A 21,608-nucleotide genomic window follows, 5' to 3' on the forward strand; every position below is an offset into this window, starting at 1 on the left:
TTCTATTTCGATGCTTGTGATATAAATTCATGTTGATCTACCTCCTGCGTTCTGATCGGTGGCCGTTGGTCTCCTTCTTCGACGACAAACTCAAATCCGGTCAGGGTCAGGTTTTCTATATGTCTAGCGTACATGCCATAGGCCGGCAGTACGCCGAAGAAGCTAAACTCTGGGTAGTGCTCCGGCATCTCTTCCAGTATGAACGCAGCATGCTCCTCGGCACCACCCCCTGGCAACTGTATTTTGATATTCTCCAGTGTGACATGACCGATTTTGTGATCTTGCGTACCCGTGAGGAAAATCCCACTTGGCGGATTGACGCGTGACGAATCTAAACTGCGGGTCGTCGCATTGACATTGCTAATCGTGACAGAGTCGATACTGCCCACCGACTGCTGAGACGCATCCCGATAGGTGTGTCGCCTTTCGCCCAAGCGAACGAATATGGGCATCTCGGTAGCCGTCATCTCGATGCTATCGATACGGATATGGTGAATGTTGGCACCGTCTACGCTGAGTATCTTGATGCCGCCGCCTTTGGTGTTGTCAATCAGGCATTGGCTGATGTAGATATGATGCATGTCGCCCATAGACTCTGTACCAAACTTGATCGCACCCCAGTCACTTTTGAGGCGGCAGTCTCGCACAGTCATGTTGTAGGTCGGCTCAGGGCTGGTCGTCTTGAAGCAGATCGCATCGTCACCCGCATCGATGTTGCTCTTGCGGATGATCGCGTCGTGGCTGGAGTCCAGGTCTATGCCGTCGTTGTTTTGATGGGCGTGGCTGTAGATGTCTATGCCATCGACTAGGATTTCAGAGGACTGAAAAAAGTGGCATGTCCATGCGGCGGGCTGTCGGAGATGAATGTCCCTGAGTTCGATCCCAGCAGATCGAACGAAGCGCAGCAAAAAAGGCCGATTGCCTAACAGCTCCTTGACTTGCTGCTCGCTCAAGCCCTGATTGGCCAGCAGTGTTTTGACTGGTCCGTGATGAAACGCCTTGCCTTGCCCATCTATCGTCCCCTGTCCTGTGATCTTCACATTTTCCACCTCCAGTGCACCAATGAGGCACTTGCCCCGCACCTGACCTGTCGCATCGGTAAAGGCATCAATGCTTTGGTAATCTCTGGGATCAGGGCTACCGATCAGGGTGGCTCCTTTGGCTACCTTGAGTGTCACATGGCTCTTGAGCAAGAGCGTGCCAGACACGTAAATACCATCAGCGATGAGCACTTCGCCTCCGCCCGCGTCGTGGCAGGCATCGATGGCCGCCTGGATGGCCTGCGTGTTGAGGGTCTTGCCGTCGCCTTGGGCTCCAAAGTCCTGTACAGGGTAAACGCTGGATGACTGACAGCTATACAGCCACAGGGTCGCTAGCAAAAGATGTATGCTATACAATTTTCTCATTTTCTTCTTTCTACTGCTTTAGGTTTGACCAGTGAGTAGTTGGACAAGATTGTGCCGAGCAGCACATGCTCTACATCCTCCAGTACGACAGGTGGTCGCTGGTCTTCGCTGGTGGAGATCACCTCGAAGTTGTCGATCTTCACGCCATCGACATGCCGTAAGTACATACCGTAGGCGGGCAAGGTGCCCACGAGATGAAACTCCGGCCACCAGCCATCGAGTACATCCAGCGTGTATTCGGGGAGGTTTTCTCTATCCGCATCCGCTTGACTCCCGCCTCCTGACACAGTAAATAGTACATTGCTGATCGAAATATTGGCAATCGGATGATCTGGCATACCGGTGATAAAGAAGGCGGAGTTTTTGTCCAGCTCCCGGTTGTCGGCGATGATATTGTCGAACAGGAAACCATGCATGGCCTTCATCGGGTACATCTCCTCAGGGGCGTCCACACAAGCACGCTGCTGCGCAAAAGTCATGAACACCGGACGCGGTACATTTTTCATCACCAAATTGGAGAAAACCATGTTTTTCATCTCGCCGCCTTCGTTTAGCTGGATTTTCAATCCTGAGTCCTGAATGTCCCGGAAGGTGCAATTGCTGACGGTAACCGACTCAAAATCGCCCCGCGACAAGAGTCCAATGCGCATGCCCGCCCACTTGGAGGTAAAAGTACAATTGGTCACTACCACATTTTGGCAAGGCTTGTCCTGACGAGAAGCTTGCAGGCAAATCGAATCATCGCTGGTGTCGAAGCTGCTGTTGGACACGCGCACGTCCGTGCAGCCATCAAAGTCGAGCCCGTCACCGTTGTGGTTGCTGCGGCTGTGGATACGAATGCCATCCACTACAATATCATCGCAGTAGAGCCAGGCAGATGTCCAAGCGGCTGGATTGATCAGACTGACATCTCTCAAGCGGATGCCACTACAGTCGATGAAACGCAGCAGCATCGGACGGCCTGTCTCCTTGGTGAAGTAGCGCGTGTGTCCATTGCCATCGATGGTGCCGTGTCCCTCGATGGCAAAAGACTGCGCCTCTCTGGCAAAAATGAGGCAGCGGTCCATGTGCGGCTCATTTTTGTACATATTTTTGTGCGTATCGACGCTGTAGTCAGCTATATCAGGGCTGCCCTGAAGCACGGACCCATTTTCCAAATACAAGGTCACTTGGTCTTTGAGGTAAATGGTGCCAATCACCACCGTTTTGCCTCCAGGTATGATCACTCGTCCGCCACCAGCTGCCGTGCAAGCGTCTATCGCCGCCTGCACTGCCTGGGTATCTTTGGTGCTGCCATCGGCTAATGCACCATAGTCTTCGACTTGGTAATCTTTGGCCATTGGGGTTGCTCCACAAGCCAAAAAAATGATCATTAGGCATACGCTTCTCATATGGCTTTATGGATCATGATTCGAGTGGTCATTACATTCTTGCCGTGGTTTTTCACTTCGAGCACATACATGCCATGAGGAAGAAAGGAAACATCTAAGGCGTTGTTGGTGGCTATGGTGGCCGTATATACTGGCTGTCCTGTCAGCGAATAGAGCCTGCAAGCCATTCCTCGACAGTTTTGATTGAAGAAAAATTGACCCTCGGACGGATTGGGGTACAGGAGTATTCCTTTGCTTTCATCGTTTACTTTCAGCACTTCGCCAGAGCATAATCCCGTTTCTGCATCCAGTCCCGTATTTCCTCCTACACATGTACCACATCTATCGAAATAGGCTTCACCCCCTGCATCACCGTTGCAGTCAATCGCCTCTGTCGATTGATCTACCTCCCAATCTGGACCAGGTACCCAATACTCCGCACCTACCTCGTAGGCTCCTATATCAGGCTTAACTCCCACAAAACCATCGGTATACCCTAACAGCATGGTACCCGTATTGATCGCTCCACTGGACTGCAACGGCGTAAAATCCTGTTTATCGATGTCCTGAAACGGTCGTGCATTACGCTGAAAAAGCAGATTGGTGCCTTTCGATGTATTGTATAAAGTGTCTTTGGTCAGTTCTGCATCGTTGGATATGTTGTTGAACAACTGCACATTGTCAAGACCATAACCATTGACCCAACGTCCCATGGCATTGCTATTGACACTGTTTTTTGCCCAGAGGGTATTGTTGTACAATAGCAGATTGGTACCTGCCCAATTGATCTGTATACCTGTCCACTCTAGATTCCAAAAGACATTGTGGTCGACAATCACATCCTTGGTGGTGTTGTCTAGATACACGCCTGCGGCTTTGTAACTTTCATAGTTTTCGTTGCGGCTTTCTGAATCGTGGATCCAGTTGTGGTGGATGCGGGTATTGCCATAGTTGGCACAACAGAGGTAGATCGCACCGCAATCATCGTTGAGCAGGTTGGAGTGGTGAAAGTTATTGTAAGCAACCTCAGCTCCCATGCCTCCGCCATTCATCAAGTCTCTGCCCGTATTAAAAAATTCGTTGTAGGTGACCGTATTCTTTCCTTCGAGCCTGATCGGCGCATCGTAACTGGCTATAAAATCGAAATTACCGATGTAGCAGTTGGTAACCGTATTGTCCGTGCCACGCAGCATGATACCAGAGCAAGCACCCCACTGGATATTCATGTGCTCGATAAGGTTGCCCGTAGACTGATTACTCAACTCCACGGAAGCGATATTGACTCTAAATGAACGCTGGCCTTCACTACCCAAGGTACCAGTGCTGTAATTACCCCAGAGGATTTCGCCATTTTTCAGGGTGCAATTCTTCGCTCCATTGAGGGTGACATTGGCTCCCAGCACCTTGATGCCATCGATGGTGATATTTTGTCTATTGTCCAGATTGATTCCTGTGATGCGCTGTCTCACGTAGACCGTATCGTCTACCAGACTGGTCTTGTCAGGTGCCATGAAGTAGGCCTTGTTATTGGTATTGTCCACATACCACTCACCTGGCGCATCCAGTGCCGCCAGTGTATTCATCAAGATCAACTCTCCTCCCTGCGCAGGATTGTGGCTACCGCCAAAACTCCAAGATGTAGGCAAGGTTTCATAAGCCACGTGGCTGGTAGAGTAGTCGGTAATCAGTGTACGCCAGGAGGTCCAGCGGCTTTTGCCGAGAAACCAAATATGACCACCCTGATCCCAGTCTTGATCGGGGATGTTGTCATAGTACACACTGGTATTGTTGCCCGTGACCCATGGTGCCTCCAAGTTGAAATGGTCAAAATCTGTTTTATTGGGCCAGCGTGCGAGGATCATACCTTGCCCATCGTAGTAGACGAGGTTTTGATCATCCAAGGTCATGGGCAGGTCGGTGACATAGATATTGTCTTTGTACAATTGCCAACTATCAATCGCATCAAAACCAGAGATGGTCACATTTTCATCCGCAGCAGCTTCAAAAATTAGGTTGTCTTGAGTAGGCTTCAAAGTCTCGGTATAGACACCCGCGTGGATGACACATCGATCGCCGCTATTCATCATCTGTGCAGCTTTGGCTATTGTGAGAAAGGGAGCCTCTTCGGTGCCCAGTTGGCTATCATCACCGGATTTTGAGACATGATAATCCTTGGCTTGCAGCACAAATGTGGTCACAAACCATACTGTAGTAAGTAAATATTTCATCATTTGTTATCTTTTTTCTCCTGCGCTGGCCCGATCCAGCACTTCTTGTCTTTTGGTTTCTTCTTTACTCACATTGGAGGCATGGGGATCATCCCACTTAGGCACTACGTTTTCCCTATTCCATTCCATATAGGCCGCAAGCAGCTCCTGTACTTTTTCTGGCTGCTCAGCAGACAGGTCATTGTGCTCATAAGGGTCGGACTCCAAGTCAAATAAGAAAGTTTTCTCTTTGTAAGCCGACATGACTAGCTTGTAATTATCCTTGCGCACGGCATATCCTGCCCCTCCCGAATATCGCCAGAAGAGGACCTCATGCGGCTCTTCATTTTCTACTCCATTGAGGTAAGGCAGCAAGTCCACACCGTCCAAAGACTTGGATTTTGGTGCTTGCAAATGCGCAGCAGCCAGTACAGTAGGAAACACATCCAATGCGAAGATCGGTGCTTCGTATCGTTGTCCTCCTTCTATACCTTTGGGCCAAGAGATTAAAAAGGGTACACGAATACCTCCTTCGAACAACATGCCTTTGTGTCCGCGATAGGGTGCACTGCTCGCGCCATGCGTATGCGCCCCATTGTCGCTGTAGAATACGATCAGCGTATTGTCATACTCACCCGTTTCTTTTAGCTTGTCTATCACACGGCCGATGCCCTGATCCATACCCACGACCATGGCCGCATAGGCCGCTCGTGCTCCTTCCTCGATATGCGCTACCTGATCGATGTACTCCTGCGTCGCCTGGATGGGCGCATGTGGTGCATTGTAGGCCAGGTACATAAAGAAAGGGTCGTCGGACTCAGCATAGCGGTCGATGTAGCTGATCGCCTCACGGCTAAAATCATCGGTGAGGTAGGTGATCGAATCTCGCGCAACTGGCGTACCATCTCGCAGTACGCCGTGTACAGGATCTTTACCATTGAGAGCGCCCCAGTAGTCGCTGCCTCCGCCGAAGAAACCGTACCAGTCGTCGAACCCACGATGCGACGGCCAAAATTTCTCATCATCGCCCAGATGCCACTTGCCCACAGCACAGGTACGATAGCCCTTTTGCTGCAAAAGCTCTGAGAGCAACAGCTCATCGAGCGGCAAGCCATCCTCCGGTCCGGCGGTGGTATAGGGGATGTTGCACTCGTGCCCAAAATGCTGCTGATAGCGACCCGACAGCAACCCTGCTCGACTAGGACTGCAATATGGATGCGAGGCGTATCCCGCTTCGAAACTCACGCCATCGGCTGCCAGCGCGTCGAGATTGGGTGTGGGGATATCCGTACCGCCATTGAATCCTACATCACCCCAGCCCTGATCGTCACTTACGATGATCAGGACGTTGGGTCGATCTTTCCGTTTTTTCGATTCTCTGGCAAGAGCCAAAATCGGAACCAACAGGATCAACACACATCCCAAACTTATTGACCGCTTAATCATCCCAGTGCTCATCGATCACTTTTTGAATATGAGGATAGTTTTCATCCGTTTCGTTGAGTTGCTGACGCAGATCAGCCAGTTGGTTTTTCAGCTCAGCAATGTCTGCCGCATACGCAGGATCACCATAGCGATTATCCATCTCTTTGGGGTCTTTTTCCAAATCGTAAAACTCCCAGGCCACCGGCGTATGACGGGTGAAGTCATTGCCCCAGCTGGCTTTATTCCATTCGGCATTGGGGTCATCGGTATCGACCCAATAGCGCCCGTAGTAGAAGATCAGCTTTTTGTCCTTGGTGCGGATGCCGAAGTGAGCCGGATTTTGGTGACGGTGCGCCATGTGCATCCAGTAGCGATAGTAGGTCGCTTGTGGCCAGTCTGCGGGCTCCTCGCCTGTTTCCAGGATGGTTTTGAAGCTACGCCCCTGCATGTACTGTGGCGTGTTGCCTCCTGCCATCTCGATCAGCGTCGGCGCAAAATCCGTATTGTTGATCATCACATCGGTGCGTGTGCCCGGCTGGATAGCCTCAGGGTATCGCACGATGAAAGGCATGCGCATGGATTCGTCGTACATCCATCGCTTGTCGATATAGTCGTGCTCCCCGAGCATAAAACCCTGATCTCCGGTATAAACGATGATGGTATTGTCCATCAATCCTTCTTCCTCAAGGTAGGTAAATAGCCGAGCGAGGTTGTCGTCGACACCCTTGACGCAGCGAAGGTATTTTTTGAGGTAGTCTTGGTAAACTTTGCTGGCATTTTTGCGTGACTCATCGTCGTATTCCCAGGCTACATACTCATCTAGTGGGATGTCTTGCGAATTGCCATACTTGCGATTGATCGAGGAGTCTGGGTAAATGTTGTTGGCTTGGGTACGGATCAGGTTGCGCTCCGATACCGATGAACCGATGATGCGGGTCAGGGAGTCATTCTGGCCTCTGACCGCTACCGAACCATGATTGCCCCTCTCATACAGACTCTCTGGCTCGGGTATGAAGGTATCTGCCAGGTACTCGTCGTAGCGCGGGGCATTTTCGAAATCATCGTGTGGGGCTTTGTAGTGATGCATGAGAAAGAAAGGCTTGTTCTTATCCCTTTTGGTCTTGAGCCAATCCAGGGTCACATCGGTGATCACGTCCGTAGAGTGTCCCTTGGTTTGGACAGTATTGCCAGGCCAGGGCTGGTCGCCTTGCACCCGAAACAAGGGGTCGAAATAAGTGCCCTGAGACTTGAGCACTTGGTAAAAATCAAAGGCTGCAGGCTCCTTTTCGAGATGCCATTTGCCAATGATCGCCGTTTGGTAGCCCAGTTTTTTCATCTCTTTGGGCAGATATTGTCGGTCTTCGTCGATATGTCCTTCCAAGTCAAGTACGCCATTGGTTTGGCTGTACTGACCCGTGATGATACAGGCGCGACTGGGTGTACAGATGGAGTTGGTCACGTAGCAATTGTCAAACACGATACCTTCACTCGCCAGCTTATCCAGTGTAGGTGTCGGATTGAGTCCAGCCAACCGACTACCATACACACCCACTCCTTGGGTAGTGTGGTCATCAGACATGATAAAAATGATATTGGGTCTCCCTGCCTCTTTTTGCTCCTGACCACAGGCAGACAAAATCAAAAAGGCCAAAAGCCACAAACAACAATAGCTTCCTAGTTTGTATCTATTCATAATAATGTAAAAACCAACTGGACGAGAAGAATCTCGTCCAGTTTTTGAATCAAAACTTATTCAGATAATCCTTCAGCAAAAAATCATATAGAAATTGCCAGTGTATGCGCAAAGTCCCCTACTTTCTGTGCTGGCAGTTTCACGATTAGTCCTTCATTGGTTTGCTCCCAGCTCAGCTCTTCGTCACTACCCAGTAGACGAATGTCACCTAGTTTATCAGGTGCAAACTCAGCTCCTTTGGCCAGGCTCTTGATTACAATCTGTCCATTTTCAGGCCAATCCATCGCGATGGCATAGAGTTTTCCTTCTTTGGTAGTAAAACGAATATCTTCTGCCGACATCCCTTTGTTGTTGCCTTCTGAGTGATGCCCCTTAGCAACCTCAGTGGGTCCTTCGCCGAAGGTATCCCAATACTTGGTCTCATAGATCGCTTCACCATTTACTTTGAGCCATTCTCCTATTTCTAACAAGATGTTCTTTTGATCCTCAGGGATCGTACCATCAGACTTTGGACCTACATTGAGCAGTAGGTTACCGTTTTTGCTCACAATATCTACCAAGTCATCTACAAGCTCATTGGTAGTCTTAGATTCCCAATTGGTCACGTAGCTCCATGAATTTTTGCCGATCGAGGTATCTGTCTGCCAAGGTAGATTGCGGATACCTGGCAACTTACCTCTCTCCAAGTCATAAATCACTGTACCTTCTGGGAATGCCTCGTGACTAAAGTTCTTGTCTTGCAGCACGACTTCTTTGTCCCATTCTATGCCTTTGTTGTAGTAGTAAGCGGCGAGTTTTGGTCTCATCTCTGCAAAATCTGGAATATCAACATAGAAGTCTAGCCAAAAGATGTCTGGCTGATAATTGTCGATCACATCTTTGGTACGCTCCCACCATCTCTGTTTAAACTTATCAGAAACTGGTTCTTCCAAATCTTGGCCTTTGGAGCTGTACAAGTCTGCATACTCAGGATCTACGGTATCGAATTTATCCTTTTTGTTGTAGAATGACCAGTTGAACGCAAAGTGAGACGAAGCACCCATGATCATGTCTTTGGCACGTCCTGCTGTGAACAGCTCACCCAAAACGTCTCGCTTGGGTCCCATGTCGTAGGCATTCCATCGGGTAGTATTGGACTTGTACATCGCAAAACCATCGTGGTGATCAGCCACAGGGATCACATAGCGTGCTCCAGCAGATTTGAATAAATCGATCCATTCGTCAGCATTGAAATTCTCTCCTTTGAACATTGGGATGAAATCCTTGTAACCGAACTCTTTCTGATCCCCCCACGTCTCCTTGTGATGCAGATATACTTTGTTTGGGCCTTGTTCACCAGGATTGAGTTGGGCACTGAATGTAGCTGTATCCATATACATCAGACGAGGATACCACTCCGACCCAAAGGCAGGCACGCTATAAGCACCCCAGTGGATGAATATACCAAATTTCTGATCGTTGAACCATTCAGGATCTTTGTAATTCGCTTTGATCGATTCCCAATTGGGCTCAAATACCTTGAGAGTGGTCTCCTTTTCTGCTAGCTCCTTGCTCTGGGTGGTACATGCCACCATACTCAAAGCCACGAGCCCCAATTTCATACTGGCCATCAGGCCTGATTTCCTTTTCATTGATTTGATTTTATGCATTGATATAATGTCTATTTTTTGTTGGGTTGCCTTTAAACTCTGAACTGATCCTAATGGCAGCCGTTGTATTGATACTCTTCAGATATTCGCTTGGTAGGTAGCCGTATATTTTTTTGAAACAGCGGGTGAAATACGAGGCAGAATTGAAGCCTGCCCTAAAGCGCACCTCCTTGACAGAACACTGACCCGACCTGAGCATGGCTACTGCATGTCTGAGCCTGATGATCCTGATAAATTCACTAGTTGATAAGCCAGTCAGTTCCTTGAGTTTGCAGTAGAGTACACTCCGGCTCATGCCGCTTCCCCTCACCAGACTTTGGACATTAAACTCTGTATTAGCAATATTCTGCTCTATGATAGCGGTGACTCTATCTAGCCACGAGGTAGCTAAATCTGCGGCGTCTTCTACTCCCAAGAAGCTAAGTTGGCGTTGACGCATGGCTGATTGATACTTGGCATGAAGCAACTCAGGTGAGATTTGCTCTGGCACTACATCTATAATGCCCTGCTGCAAAAGCTCCACCTGCAACTCAATATCCAGTTCATCACTTAGGACAAAAACAGTCGTTTCTTCCAGAACAAACCATCTAGGATATTTGTGGTTAAACTCATCCCATGAAGCGTAGTGTACTAACACCACGTCTGCCGTCAGAATAGCATGATCTGTACCCAACCATTCAAATCTGGAGGAAAACCTATCGTACTCATTCCCTACCCAATGGTTTGATTCATATATCGTAATTGTAGTTTGCTTCATAAATATTAAAAACTGCTGATACCTTATCTATCTCAAAGGTAGGTGCTAGTCAAGGCTTGGAGGCAAAAGAATTAAACACTAAAGCAGGGGCATTTTATCAATGACAGGGGGAGATATGCATCTAAAAGAGGGGGAGAATATCAGATTTTGGCTTCCATCAGTGGCAAATGTCCATTCCTCGCAGCTAGAGATTCTTTTCAAGTTTTAACAAAGCACCCATTAAGAGCCCGTAATGACATTTTTTCTTTCAAAACCGAATGTAAAGCACTACCAGTGATGATCAATACTGAACTTGCAAAGTCGGTATCATACTTCGCCAATAGTAGGTAACCTTGGTGATCATAGTGCTTACAAGGATTAGCTAAATCTACAACCTTTGTTCATGTTTCTAACTTTGCGTCGAACTCAGATTATCTATAACCTGCACTACTGTATGAAAGTTATATATAAAAAAGGCAGCCCGAGAGCTGCCCTTTTTATTACATGAAATACTAAACTTTTATTCCCATTTTTCGAACTTGATACCATTGTCTCTAAAGATCAAAGAATCTGACACATAGTGTCTCGCATCAAGAGTAAGGGGATTGTTGTCCTCATCATAGACATAAGAATAGCTGTAAGTGATCGTATTGGCAGTAACGCTTCCTGACAACCAACTGATCGACAGCTGAGGATTAGGCTCTGACAAATCACCACTAACGGTCATCAAGTCTTCGTCAATCGTAAGTTCAAGCTTATCATCAAAAGCCGTCGCTTTACCAATAGCTGGCAATAGCAGCTTGTTTTTACCCATTGTACTTAAATCCACCGTTTCGTTGTAGATCAAAGTATCCGTACTGTAGCGGATTACATTGTCTACATCCACAGAATCTGAGCCCATGCGGTAGTAAGTACCATGATGGTCATTGATATACTTGATCATAAGCAAAGTATAGTGTTTGCCATAGAGTACCGAATCCGTGGTGAATTGGATCAGTTTCAACGGTAGAATGTAATGATTCTGATAGGACATATCATCGTCGTAAAAGGCATCCGTCAACAGTAGCTCAAACTCTCCCTGAAAAGACCCTGAAGGAATCTCAATCAAAGAATCTTCGTCTACCTTCATTTTGTAGTGCGTATCAGGCAATACCTCAAATCTGCTGTCATTTAGCAAAGAATTATCCTTGCTGAAATAAGCAAATTCATTGACGGTATTGTCTCGCTTCCCTCCAAGTACGATACCCACCTCTATCACAGAGTCTTCAAACGTGACTGTACGCATAGGTTGTTGATGAGGAAAATACACTGCTGTGTATTCAAAGGGTTGTTCGTAATCTTCGTAGCAAGCAGTGGCAAAAACCACTACTGCTATCAACATCATATATATTGTCTTTTTCATCTGTCTAATTTGTTTTCCAATGGTCAGATTATCAATTACCAACCTGTGTTTTGAGTAATGCTTGGGGTCTTGATTGCCTCAAAATAAGGCATAGGCCCAAAGTACATGTAATCTTTGTATGTAGGAGTAAACAAGGTCTCTACAGCATAATCAGGCAAACCAAATTGATCGATTTCAATGGTCACTATTTCCACTGGCTCGTTCAAATCTTCTTTCCATCTTCTCAAGTCATAGAAATAGTGTCCCTCGAAACACAATTCAATTCTACGTTCATTTCGGATGAGCTCTCTCATTGCATCCTGATCCGTACTAACCATATTCAGATAAGTATCTGGCTGGGCAATACCTGCTCTTCTTCTTACCTCTCTGATAGCATCTACTGCTGTCATACCTATACCATAAGGATCTGCATTGGGGCCGAAGGCCTCATTGGCAGCCTCTGCATAATTAAGAAACACCTCTCCTTTTCTAAAAACAGAAAAATAGTGGTAGGCATTGGTATTATTTGCAGGATTTTTGTCTACAAAAGTGCTCAACCATTTTCTGAGGTAATACCCCGTCCGTGTGGAATTTTCCGTATTGGCGGCCCCACCAGCCCCACCTGGATAGTCTTTCCCTCCTACACTAGTGTTTACCGTCTGATCTTTAAAACTTGCACCATTGTAAAGTACCGTCATATAAAATCGTGGGTCACGATTAGCATAAGGGAAATCTGGGTCATAAGAGCTACTCGCGTGATCAATAGGAAATCCGTCAGCAGTCGGGAAGGCATCCACCAAGTTTTGAGTAGGATTTGTACGTCCATTGCCAAAGTAGCTAGGAGGAAAATTGGCTCCTTCTATCCCATTGTTGTTGCCACCGAGCCTGCGCATAATTAGCTCATCCGAGTCTCCATTGTTAAAATAGTTGTCGAAACCAGTGCTATTTCCTGCGTTGATATAGACATCAGGAAGCGTCTTGCCCATCAGTGCAAATGCTTCCCCAGCGGCACGTACCGATGCTACATTCATATCCTGTGCATCATCCAATCCATAGAGTTCACTACCTGCATAGAGCATCACTCTGGATTTCAGCGTATAACAAGCAACAGATGTCGCTCTTCCCAACTGATTCTGTCCTGTGATCTCACTAGTACCACTATATTTTACAGGAAGAAAATTGACCGCATAGTCCAAGTCATCCACGATCTGCTCCAGCACTTCTCTGAAAGTCGCTCTCGGCAACTCAGGTACACTATTGGCATCCAGCTGCTTCGTGATCAGTGGCACCCCCATGAGTTCTCCAGATGCATCTTGGCCAGCAAATCGTTTGAGCAAATCGAAATAAAAGTAAGCTCTAAGAAAGTAAGCTTCCCCTTCAAATCGCTTAGTGAGTTCCGCGTTGGTCTGTTCATTTCCTTTCCAAAAAGTAACATCCGCTCTCAAGCCAAACTCGATAAAACGATTAATAGACTGGATAGCTTGGTAACTATTCTTCCAGTTGTCCAATGGATTGGTCAATGCCTGCCACTCTTCAGCCGAAGTCTTATTCAGCTGATTATTAGGTAAATTGATCACCGCATTTTGCGTCGCACAATCCAAAAACCCACCATAACTGTCCTGTCCGTTTGGTAAGGCATTGTAAGCTTTAAGCAAGAAGCCCTGCACTACTTGCGGATCGTTCAGTGCCTCCTCCTGATCCAACTCATTGGCATACTTCGGCTCCATGAAGTCTTCATCACAAGCAGTCAGGCCTACCAACATGGCCAGTGTATATATTAATTTCTTCATTCTTTTCTTATTTAGAGATTAGTAAGAAAGATTAAATCCTAGTGAAAACGTTTTCATCAAGAAACCGCTTGTAAGCCCAGATGCTGCATTGTCCGAATTGAAATCTGGATGAGCGGAAAAGCTCAACAGATCAGTCCCTCTAGCGAACACCCTAAGCTCAGATGCACGAAGGGCACCTCTGATTTTCTCAGGAAACACATAACTTAATTCAATGTTTCGAATTGTAAAGTAAGAAGCATCCTGCAACCAGTATGAGGAAGCCTGATAACTATGTGAACCACCTACAGTAGTCAATCTCGGATGACTGGCGTCCATATTATCTGGTGACCATCTATTCATAGCATTAGCGGCATATTTACCTTGTCCTACCCCATTGTAAGCTGTATTCCAACTCATCATGCGATCGTGTCCTGCAGCCCCTTGCCCTAACACAAATAAGCTAAATCCCTTGTAACCAATGTTGAAATTCAAAGAGTACTGGTATCTCGGTGTAGAGTTACCAATATTTTTTTGATCTTCTGTGGTGATCAATCCATCTTCGGTAATATCTGCGTACCTTAAATCACCAGCAATCACATCTCCTCCCAAAGTACTCTGCACATCTACTTCTGTATCACTCTCATAAAACCCTTCGGCATTATACCCCCACATCAAGTCCAAGGGTTTGCCATTTCTGTTGAGATGAGGAAAAGGAGTTAAATCACCCGTCTTTTCATACACTGCTTTCGAATAAGTCACATATCCACCCAATCCATAGCTGATATCCCCTACCTGACTGCTGTAGTTTAATCCGAGTTCAATTCCCTGATTGCTCACTTCGCCATAATTGACATAGGGGATGTTGTCCCCAAAGTAGTCGGGATACAAACTGGATACCTGCATAGGTATATCTGACCTGTACTCATTGTAGTAATTGACCTCTACAGACAGTCGCTTCAGCAACAACGCTTCTAGGCCAATATTATACTCGGTAGCAACCTCAAAACCGATTGCTGGATTACCTGTACGAGTAAGTGTATAGGCACTAGCACCGTTGCTATTTTGTGAACCAAACTGCACCCAACCTTGTGGACCATACGCATCTCTATACCAAAAATGCTGGAGAGAGCGGTCATAGCCCATTTGACCATAGCTCGCTTTCAACTTGAGATAGTCCAAGGCATCGACAGACTGCAAGAAGTCTTCTTCGCTGAGCACCCAGCCTAGACCTACGGATGGAAATAACTGATAGCGGCTTCCTTCTTCCAACTTATTAGATCCCATATAGGCGAGATCTACCTCAGCAATGTATTTGTTGGCAAAGGCATAATTGAGACGGAAACCATAAGTCACATTTTTATATGGTTGTGCAGTCCCTTGATACTCTCTATTTTGAGCAATCGCATTCAAATGAGAAGTAATTGCATGGTTACCAAATGTACGGTCATAGGCCATGGTAGATATCATACCGATGTTTCGGTAAGCATTATCGTCAAACTTGCTAATACCTGAGGCTTGTACATCATCGCCTACTTTAGTACCATCAGCCTGGTATCTAGCATAATCATCTTTCTTTCGAGTCACCAAAAAATTGTAAGTATCAAATGACACGTAATTTTTCCAAGATAATCCTGCTATACCCCATTGAGCAAAGTCCATGTCCAAGCCAATGTTGGACTGGGACTGACGTATCAACTCATCCCTGTATCCAGCGCGGAGAAGTTCTCCCTCTATGTTAGTACTCTTGGCAGCTCCCCAGCCCAGTAAACCAGCAGATTCATTGTCTGGTGCCTGGTGGTAGATCGGGTACTCATTGGGTCTGTGAGAGCTAAGCGTACTAAACAAACCTTGAACAACTACATCATCACCCAAATTGCCTGGGGTACCGTCATAGTTGTTGTATGTCATCTGATTGGTAGACGTTGATTCCAATCTAGCTGCCACATCTACTTGAACACTAAATATGTCATTAATCTTATAGTCCAGATTACCACGAATATTCATGCTGTTGTACTTGGTCTGCTCGCCTATCGCCTCCAGACCACCTTCTCCTGCATATCCAGCAGTAAAGTAGAAGGCTGTCTTCTCATCCGAATTTGTATAGGTGCCGTAGATGCGCTGATAGTTGGTAAATGCCTTCAAGTAGCGATCATAGTAATCTACATTCGGCAATTCATCATTGATACCAGCACGCTCATAAGCCGCTATATCCGCTGTAGAATACTGAGGTGTCAAACCATCATTTTCAAGTGCTTCGTTGTACAGTTGTGCATAGTCGGCAGAATTGAGAAAATCAGGCAAATGAGTTGGTTTTCTAACCCCAAACTCGGCATTGATACTAGCCTTCTTCACTCCTACTTCACCTCTCTTGGTGGTGACCAAGATCACACCATTGGCCGCCTGAGCACCGTAAAGCGACTTTGCAGTCACATCTTTGAGTACAGTGATAGACTCTATTTCATAAAAATTGAGCGACTCTAGTGAGCGGTTACTTACCCCATCTACTACTACCAAAGGGTCGCTGTTACCTAGCGTATGGAGACCTCTTACATTGAGCCAGGAATTATCCATCCCTGGACCAGCCGAATTTTTAAACACATTGAGTCCCATGGCCTTTCCTATCATGGCAGACTCTACATCTAAATCCGTGGTAGCGATCTGGTCTTGCGTGATGAGGCTTGTCGCTCCAACCACACGGTTTTTGTCCATGTCGCCAAAAGGCAAATGCACTTTTTGCTTTTTACTGTTCCCCAGTGTATCCTGGAGTACTACCTCTTCTATCTGTTGGGCTTGTACATGGACAAAACCACACAGCACAGTTACAAGGGCTATTATATATTTTATATACTTCATTTCGATTCTTTTTGTGGTTTAAAAATTACCATCCTGGATTTTGAGTAAAGTTTTCCACTTGTCTCATTTCGCTATTTGGAAATGGATACCAGTAGTGCCTTTCTTCGAATACCCTTGCACCCTCTATCTCTTCTTTATTATAGATGATGGTACTACCAGACTTAAGAATATCTGCACGGTAGATTTCTTTCAAGACTTCATCCGCAATCCTCCATCTTCTCAGGTCGTGCCATCTGTGCATCTCCTGATAAAGTTCTACAAAACGCTCATTGCGGATTCTTTCTCTCAAGGCTTCTTTCGACCCAGTGTACATAGGATCTACATCTGGCATGCCTACGCGGCTCCTCACCACATTGAGTGCCTGCACAGCAGTCATGGTTTTGCCTCCAGCACTGATAGCTGTCGTCGGCCCTACTGCTTCATTGGCTGCTTCAGCAAAATCCAAGTAGACCTGAGCATATCGAATCAGAGGAAAAATCCTCTTCACTCCTGCCACGTTATCCACGTTATTGGCTCCATCCCATCGGTGTTTTCTATGGAGATAACCTGTCCATAGTCCTACAGTTTTGGCTTGCAAGTCATGGTATCCTCCATTCCATGCCTCTAGAGTGGCGGGTTTGTTGGACGGAGAAGATATATACATATTGTCTCCATTTTTATAAACAAACATGTCAAGTCGAGGATCTCTATTTATAAATGGGTCCTGAGGATTGTAGACTGGATCATCTTCTATGGCCAGTCCATTGACTGTCTCGAACTTGTCCACGGCGTTTTGAGTAGGGCCACTCCAGACAGCCCATCCACCGTCCCAGTGAGGATTGTACCAGCCATTACCAGCTGAAGTAGCTGTGGGGGCATTCGCATTGGACTGGGGTGGACCCCATAATGCTTCGTATGAGATACCTGAAGTCGCGCTGCACCAATTTTGCTTATACTCCGCCAATGGAAGCATTCGGTAGTAAGCGGAATTTTCTGCTGCTGCAAGTGTTTCAAGTGCTGCCTCGGCAGCCTCCTGAGCACGAGTCAAATTATAAGCATTGGCACCTCCATCAAACATATTCATATTGGGACTAGCTGCATATAACAAGGCCATGCTTTTGATTGCCTTGGCAGTAGTCACAGTAGCACGCCCTTCAAAATTGACAGGCCAATTCTTTGGCAATAGTTCAGCTGCTTTGTCCAGATCAGAAATTAACCAATCAGTGCATTCTTGATAACTTCGACGTGTAGAATCTACCAAATCTGTACTTTCGAAGGATCTATTCATAAAAAAGATTCCTCCATATCTCTGGATGATCTGGAAATAGTGCCATGCACGAATGAGACGCGCTTCACCTTCGAGGTGTCTTTTCATCTCTTCAGGAGTAAAATTGGCCAAGTCTGGAAAATTCTCCAGTTTGTCCAGATTTTCAAGGGCTAGATTGACCATGCGGATTCCCACTACCGCCTCTCCAGCTGGTTGCTTTCTGAGTTTGCGCTCTGGATCACCTTCGCTCCAATTGTAATCAAAACCAAACTCGATCCAATCAAAATCTTGCCATAATCCTTGATTGGCCACATTGGCTATCGGCTTACTATTGGTACTGAGATGCTGTGCCTCATCACTGAGAGTACCGATCTCCGAGTCCCAATCATGGGGATCATAGGCATAATTATGCAATGTCCAATAGGCATGTGCGATAACCCCTTGGAATGTCTCGTAGTTAGAGTACACTTCCTCATCATCAAGTCCCAAGTCTGGACTCACATCCAGATAGTCTTCGCAGGCAGGTATGGAAAAGATTCCAACCATAATCGCTAGGTATATATAAATAATTTTCAGTTTCATATTTCTCACTTTTAGAATGTCACCCTAAATCCAACATTGTATCTCCTCGAAATCGGATATACATCAAGACTAATGGCCTCTGGATCAAATTCGTCAGGTAACTGACTCCAAGTCCACAGGTTGTTTCCGTTGACATAAATTTCGAAATTATTGATCAAATTCACTTTTTGCATCGGTAGCTTATAGGACACCTCTGCCATTTGCAACTTCAAATAATCTGCTCTTCTGATCGTGTGTGTATTGGTCTGTCTGTTGTGTGTATTAGAGAGGTGCAGTACTGGATGCGACGCATCTAGATTGTCCTCTGACCAATAGTCAAGTTGCTCATTATTGTTGAGTTGGAAACCAAGGATACTTCTGGTCTCATACTCCCACAGATAGCTTGGAGACATGTACTTAGCCATATTAAACACCCCTGTAAAACGAGCAGTCAGGGTTATCCCTTTGAAAGTGACACCACCAGAAAAGGCATAAGCATTGGCTGCATAATTTGGCTGCTTGATGACTACATTGTCTTCAGTATCAATAATTCCATCGGCATTGTAATCCACATATTGGAAATCTCCTGGGATCAAATCGTAGGCTCCCCATGAAGACTCCGTGGTATTGTACACCTCGTCCCAACTGTCCAGGTAGCTATCAATCATCAATCCTCTCCAAGAGCCAATTGGCTTCCCTGCTTCCTTCTGATATTCAGGTGCATACTTCTGGTCATCCTTAAAAATGACCCTGTTTTCTGCCAAACTGAGGTTAGCTTTGAGGAAGTATGAAAAGTCGGTAGAGACTATTTCTCTCCATTGCATGTCGAATTCAATACCGTGAGATTCGGTACTACCGACGTTGGCTTGGACCTGCCCAGGAAAACCAGAGAAAATACTCACTGACTTTCTATTCAAGAATATATTCTCGCGCTTTTCATCATATAAATCCACATTCAAGGTCAGGCGACTATCAAAGAAACCTAGCTCAACCCCGAGATTCTGCTTGGTACTTTCCTCCCAGGTAGCACCAGGGTTAGGTACTTTACCCTCCTTGTAAACTGGGATTTTCTCCTTATTTTGACCAAAGTAGGGTGAACGGTTGGCATTGTCATCCTGTGAATAGGTAGAGACATAAGCAAAACGTGCAGCGGACTTTTCAGCACCTACTACGCCATAAGAGTATCGAATTTTGAAATGATCCAACCAATTCTTGGTTCCTTGCATAAAACTCTCGTTGGACACCATCCAGCCAACTGCACCTGATGGAAAGAAACCGAAACGGTGACCAGGGGCAAATTTTTCAGATCCATTGTATGCACCATTTACTTCAACAAAATAACGTTCATCGTAGTTATAAGTCACACGACCAATCCAACTTTCGAGTACTGCCTTGAACTCCACTTTGTTTTGGTCTTCTTGACGATAAAACAATCCCAAAGCAGAGACAGAATGTGCTCCAAAAGTATTTGCATAGTCAAAGCCTCCTTCGTAGTACAGGCTCCTGTTGTAAGCATCTAATACTTCGGCTTGCAAGACTGGTGGTTTTTGTACATCCTGCGTATTGCTACCGTACTGTACCAAATTCACTTCTGTCTGATCAGTACCAGACACTGGCTCACTATAGTACTGAATGGCATTGTGGGTAGTTTCTTGCTTGTATTGAAAGTAAGAACTGTAGGCTACCTTGCCTCGGAGCTTCAGCCCATCTACCAAAGAACTTAAATCCTGCTCTAACCCAAAGTCCGTCCAAAGCTTGTTGGACTTTTTCTGCACAGAACCATTGTGTTGCATTCTCACCAGGTAATTGGGGTTTTCAGCGACCCCCTGTTCTATTCCATACTCGCCAGTAGAAAACACTGGAGGAGCTCCTACCATAGGCCAGTTATAAAACTGCTGGAGGTAAAGGTTTCGGCCAGCATCAGATCCCTGAGAAAAACCTGTACCACCGCCTGCTGCAGTCACAAAGTTTCCGTTCCAGTTGGTAATCTCACCTGCCAACTTCATTTTGACTGTCGTGCTCTTAGTCAAATTTACGTCCACATTGGCTCTGTAATTGTAGCGTTTTTGCCAGGTACGAGGGTCATAATCTGGTTGATCTTCGAGATCAAAAATATCCCCATCATTGTTGTGACCAAAAGAGGTGAAGTATTTGACAAATTCATTGCCTCCAGAGATGTTCAAGTTATAGCTTTGGTTGTAGCCATTGCCTAGCATCTCATCTACCCAGTCTGTATAGGTGTACAAATCTGGATTTCTATTGGGGTCTTCCCAAGCAGCAATCGTCTGCTCAGGCACCATCGAGCCAAACTGACGGTCGTTCATAGCGGCAATATTCATGTGCCTGAGGTTGGTAGGCATATCAGTCATATAATCCGTATCTATTGTCGGCTGCTTCATACCAAAATTGGCGCTGAAGTTTACGTTGACTTTACCCGTAGTACCCGTTTTGGTTGTCACGATGATGGCACCATTACCCGCCCGAGCACCAAATACCGCAGTGGCAGAAGCGTCTTTGAGTACTGTGATTGATTCGATCTCGTTTGGATCGATATTGTTCATATCGCGCTCCACACCATCAACCAGTACCAGAGGTGAGTTATTGTTCCATGAGGATTTGCCTCTGATGAGGATTTCTGCTTGTGATGCGCCTGGAATACCAGCATTTTGCTGGGTAGTCACCCCTGGCATCAAACCTGCTAGAGCCTCACTGACAGTAGTCACTCCTCCGGATTTCACCACTTCATCTCCAGTAGTAGTCACGATAGAACCCACTACACTCTCCTTTTTTTGCTCGGCAAAGCCCACAACGACGACCTCTTCGAGTGACTCAATATCGAGCTCCATGCCTACATCTATGACAGATTGGTTAGACAAGGGTACCTCTTTAGATATGTAGCCAATGAAGGAAAAAGTAAGAATTGCCCCTTCTGGAGCACTGAGAGCAAAATTGCCATCCAAATCGGTGATCGTACCTATGGACGAATCTTTAATCACTACGTTGACCCCAGGTAGTGGGTCTCCGTTTTCGTCTGTAATCTTTCCTGATACCTTTTGGCCACCTTGAGCAAAGGAGTCCTGAACAAAGGCCGAAAAGAACAGCAGCAATATCATACAACAAGCTGCCCTTCCTGGGAAGCTAGAAAGTAGTATAGTCTTTTCACGCATTTAGTTATGTTTAAAATAATTTAACATTCATTCATGCTGATGGAATGTTATTTCTGTCCGCCGTCTTGGTTAAAAAAGTGAATCGTTGATTAAAATTCTCAGCGCACAGAAAATGTACCAATCAACTCTAACAAATTTAGGCAGG

The 21,608-nt window shown here is 46.2% G+C and carries 12 protein-coding genes; all 12 read right to left on the bottom strand.

Annotated elements, in window-relative coordinates:
- Nucleotides 1-2: 2 nt before the first annotated feature.
- A complete protein-coding gene (locus N6H18_RS17020) occupies nt 3-1,406 on the bottom strand; it encodes a glycoside hydrolase family 28 protein (protein WP_262309483.1) in 1,404 nt (467 codons plus the stop codon).
- Nucleotides 1,403-2,746, bottom strand: a complete 1,344-nt coding sequence (locus tag N6H18_RS17025; protein ID WP_262309484.1) for a glycoside hydrolase family 28 protein — start codon at nt 2,744-2,746, stop codon at nt 1,403-1,405. Before N6H18_RS17025 ends, N6H18_RS17020 begins: the two co-directional genes overlap by 4 nt.
- 47 nt (nt 2,747-2,793) lie before the next feature.
- Nucleotides 2,794-5,007: a T9SS type A sorting domain-containing protein gene (locus N6H18_RS17030; protein ID WP_262309485.1), complete on the bottom strand. Its 2,214-nt coding sequence runs from the start codon at nt 5,005-5,007 to the stop codon at nt 2,794-2,796.
- A gap of 3 nt (nt 5,008-5,010) precedes the next feature.
- A complete protein-coding gene (locus N6H18_RS17035; RefSeq protein WP_262309486.1) occupies nt 5,011-6,429 on the bottom strand; it encodes a sulfatase family protein in 1,419 nt (472 codons plus the stop codon).
- On the bottom strand, nt 6,422-8,101 hold the full coding sequence (locus N6H18_RS17040; RefSeq protein WP_262309487.1) for a sulfatase family protein: 1,680 nt from the start codon (nt 8,099-8,101) through the stop codon (nt 6,422-6,424). The genes N6H18_RS17035 and N6H18_RS17040 overlap by 8 nt, the downstream gene beginning before the upstream one ends.
- Before the next feature lie 83 nt (nt 8,102-8,184).
- Nucleotides 8,185-9,732 carry an alpha-L-fucosidase gene (locus N6H18_RS17045; protein ID WP_262309488.1) on the bottom strand — a complete coding sequence of 516 codons (1,548 nt, stop codon included), beginning with the start codon at nt 9,730-9,732 and terminating at the stop codon, nt 8,185-8,187.
- A 10-nt stretch (nt 9,733-9,742) separates the two neighbouring features.
- Nucleotides 9,743-10,507: a helix-turn-helix domain-containing protein gene (locus N6H18_RS17050; RefSeq protein WP_262309489.1), complete on the bottom strand. Its 765-nt coding sequence runs from the start codon at nt 10,505-10,507 to the stop codon at nt 9,743-9,745.
- Between the two features lie 499 nt (nt 10,508-11,006).
- Nucleotides 11,007-11,888 carry a DUF1735 domain-containing protein gene (locus tag N6H18_RS17055; protein ID WP_262309490.1) on the bottom strand — a complete coding sequence of 294 codons (882 nt, stop codon included), beginning with the start codon at nt 11,886-11,888 and terminating at the stop codon, nt 11,007-11,009.
- Nucleotides 11,889-11,923: 35 nt separating this feature from the next.
- Entirely contained in the window at nt 11,924-13,657 is a 1,734-nt protein-coding gene (locus N6H18_RS17060; protein WP_262309491.1) for a RagB/SusD family nutrient uptake outer membrane protein, read from the bottom strand.
- An 18-nt stretch (nt 13,658-13,675) separates the two neighbouring features.
- Nucleotides 13,676-16,489 (bottom strand): SusC/RagA family TonB-linked outer membrane protein, encoded by a 2,814-nt coding sequence (locus N6H18_RS17065; RefSeq protein WP_262309492.1) that lies wholly within the window; start codon nt 16,487-16,489, stop codon nt 13,676-13,678.
- Nucleotides 16,490-16,514: 25 nt separating this feature from the next.
- A complete protein-coding gene (locus N6H18_RS17070; RefSeq protein WP_262309493.1) occupies nt 16,515-18,317 on the bottom strand; it encodes a RagB/SusD family nutrient uptake outer membrane protein in 1,803 nt (600 codons plus the stop codon).
- Nucleotides 18,318-18,328: 11 nt separating this feature from the next.
- On the bottom strand, nt 18,329-21,463 hold the full coding sequence (locus N6H18_RS17075; protein ID WP_262309494.1) for a SusC/RagA family TonB-linked outer membrane protein: 3,135 nt from the start codon (nt 21,461-21,463) through the stop codon (nt 18,329-18,331).
- Nucleotides 21,464-21,608 lie beyond the last annotated feature (145 nt).

Origin of the sequence: Reichenbachiella agarivorans (assembly GCF_025502585.1) — a bacterium.
Lineage (GTDB): Bacteria > Bacteroidota > Bacteroidia > Cytophagales > Cyclobacteriaceae > Reichenbachiella > Reichenbachiella agarivorans.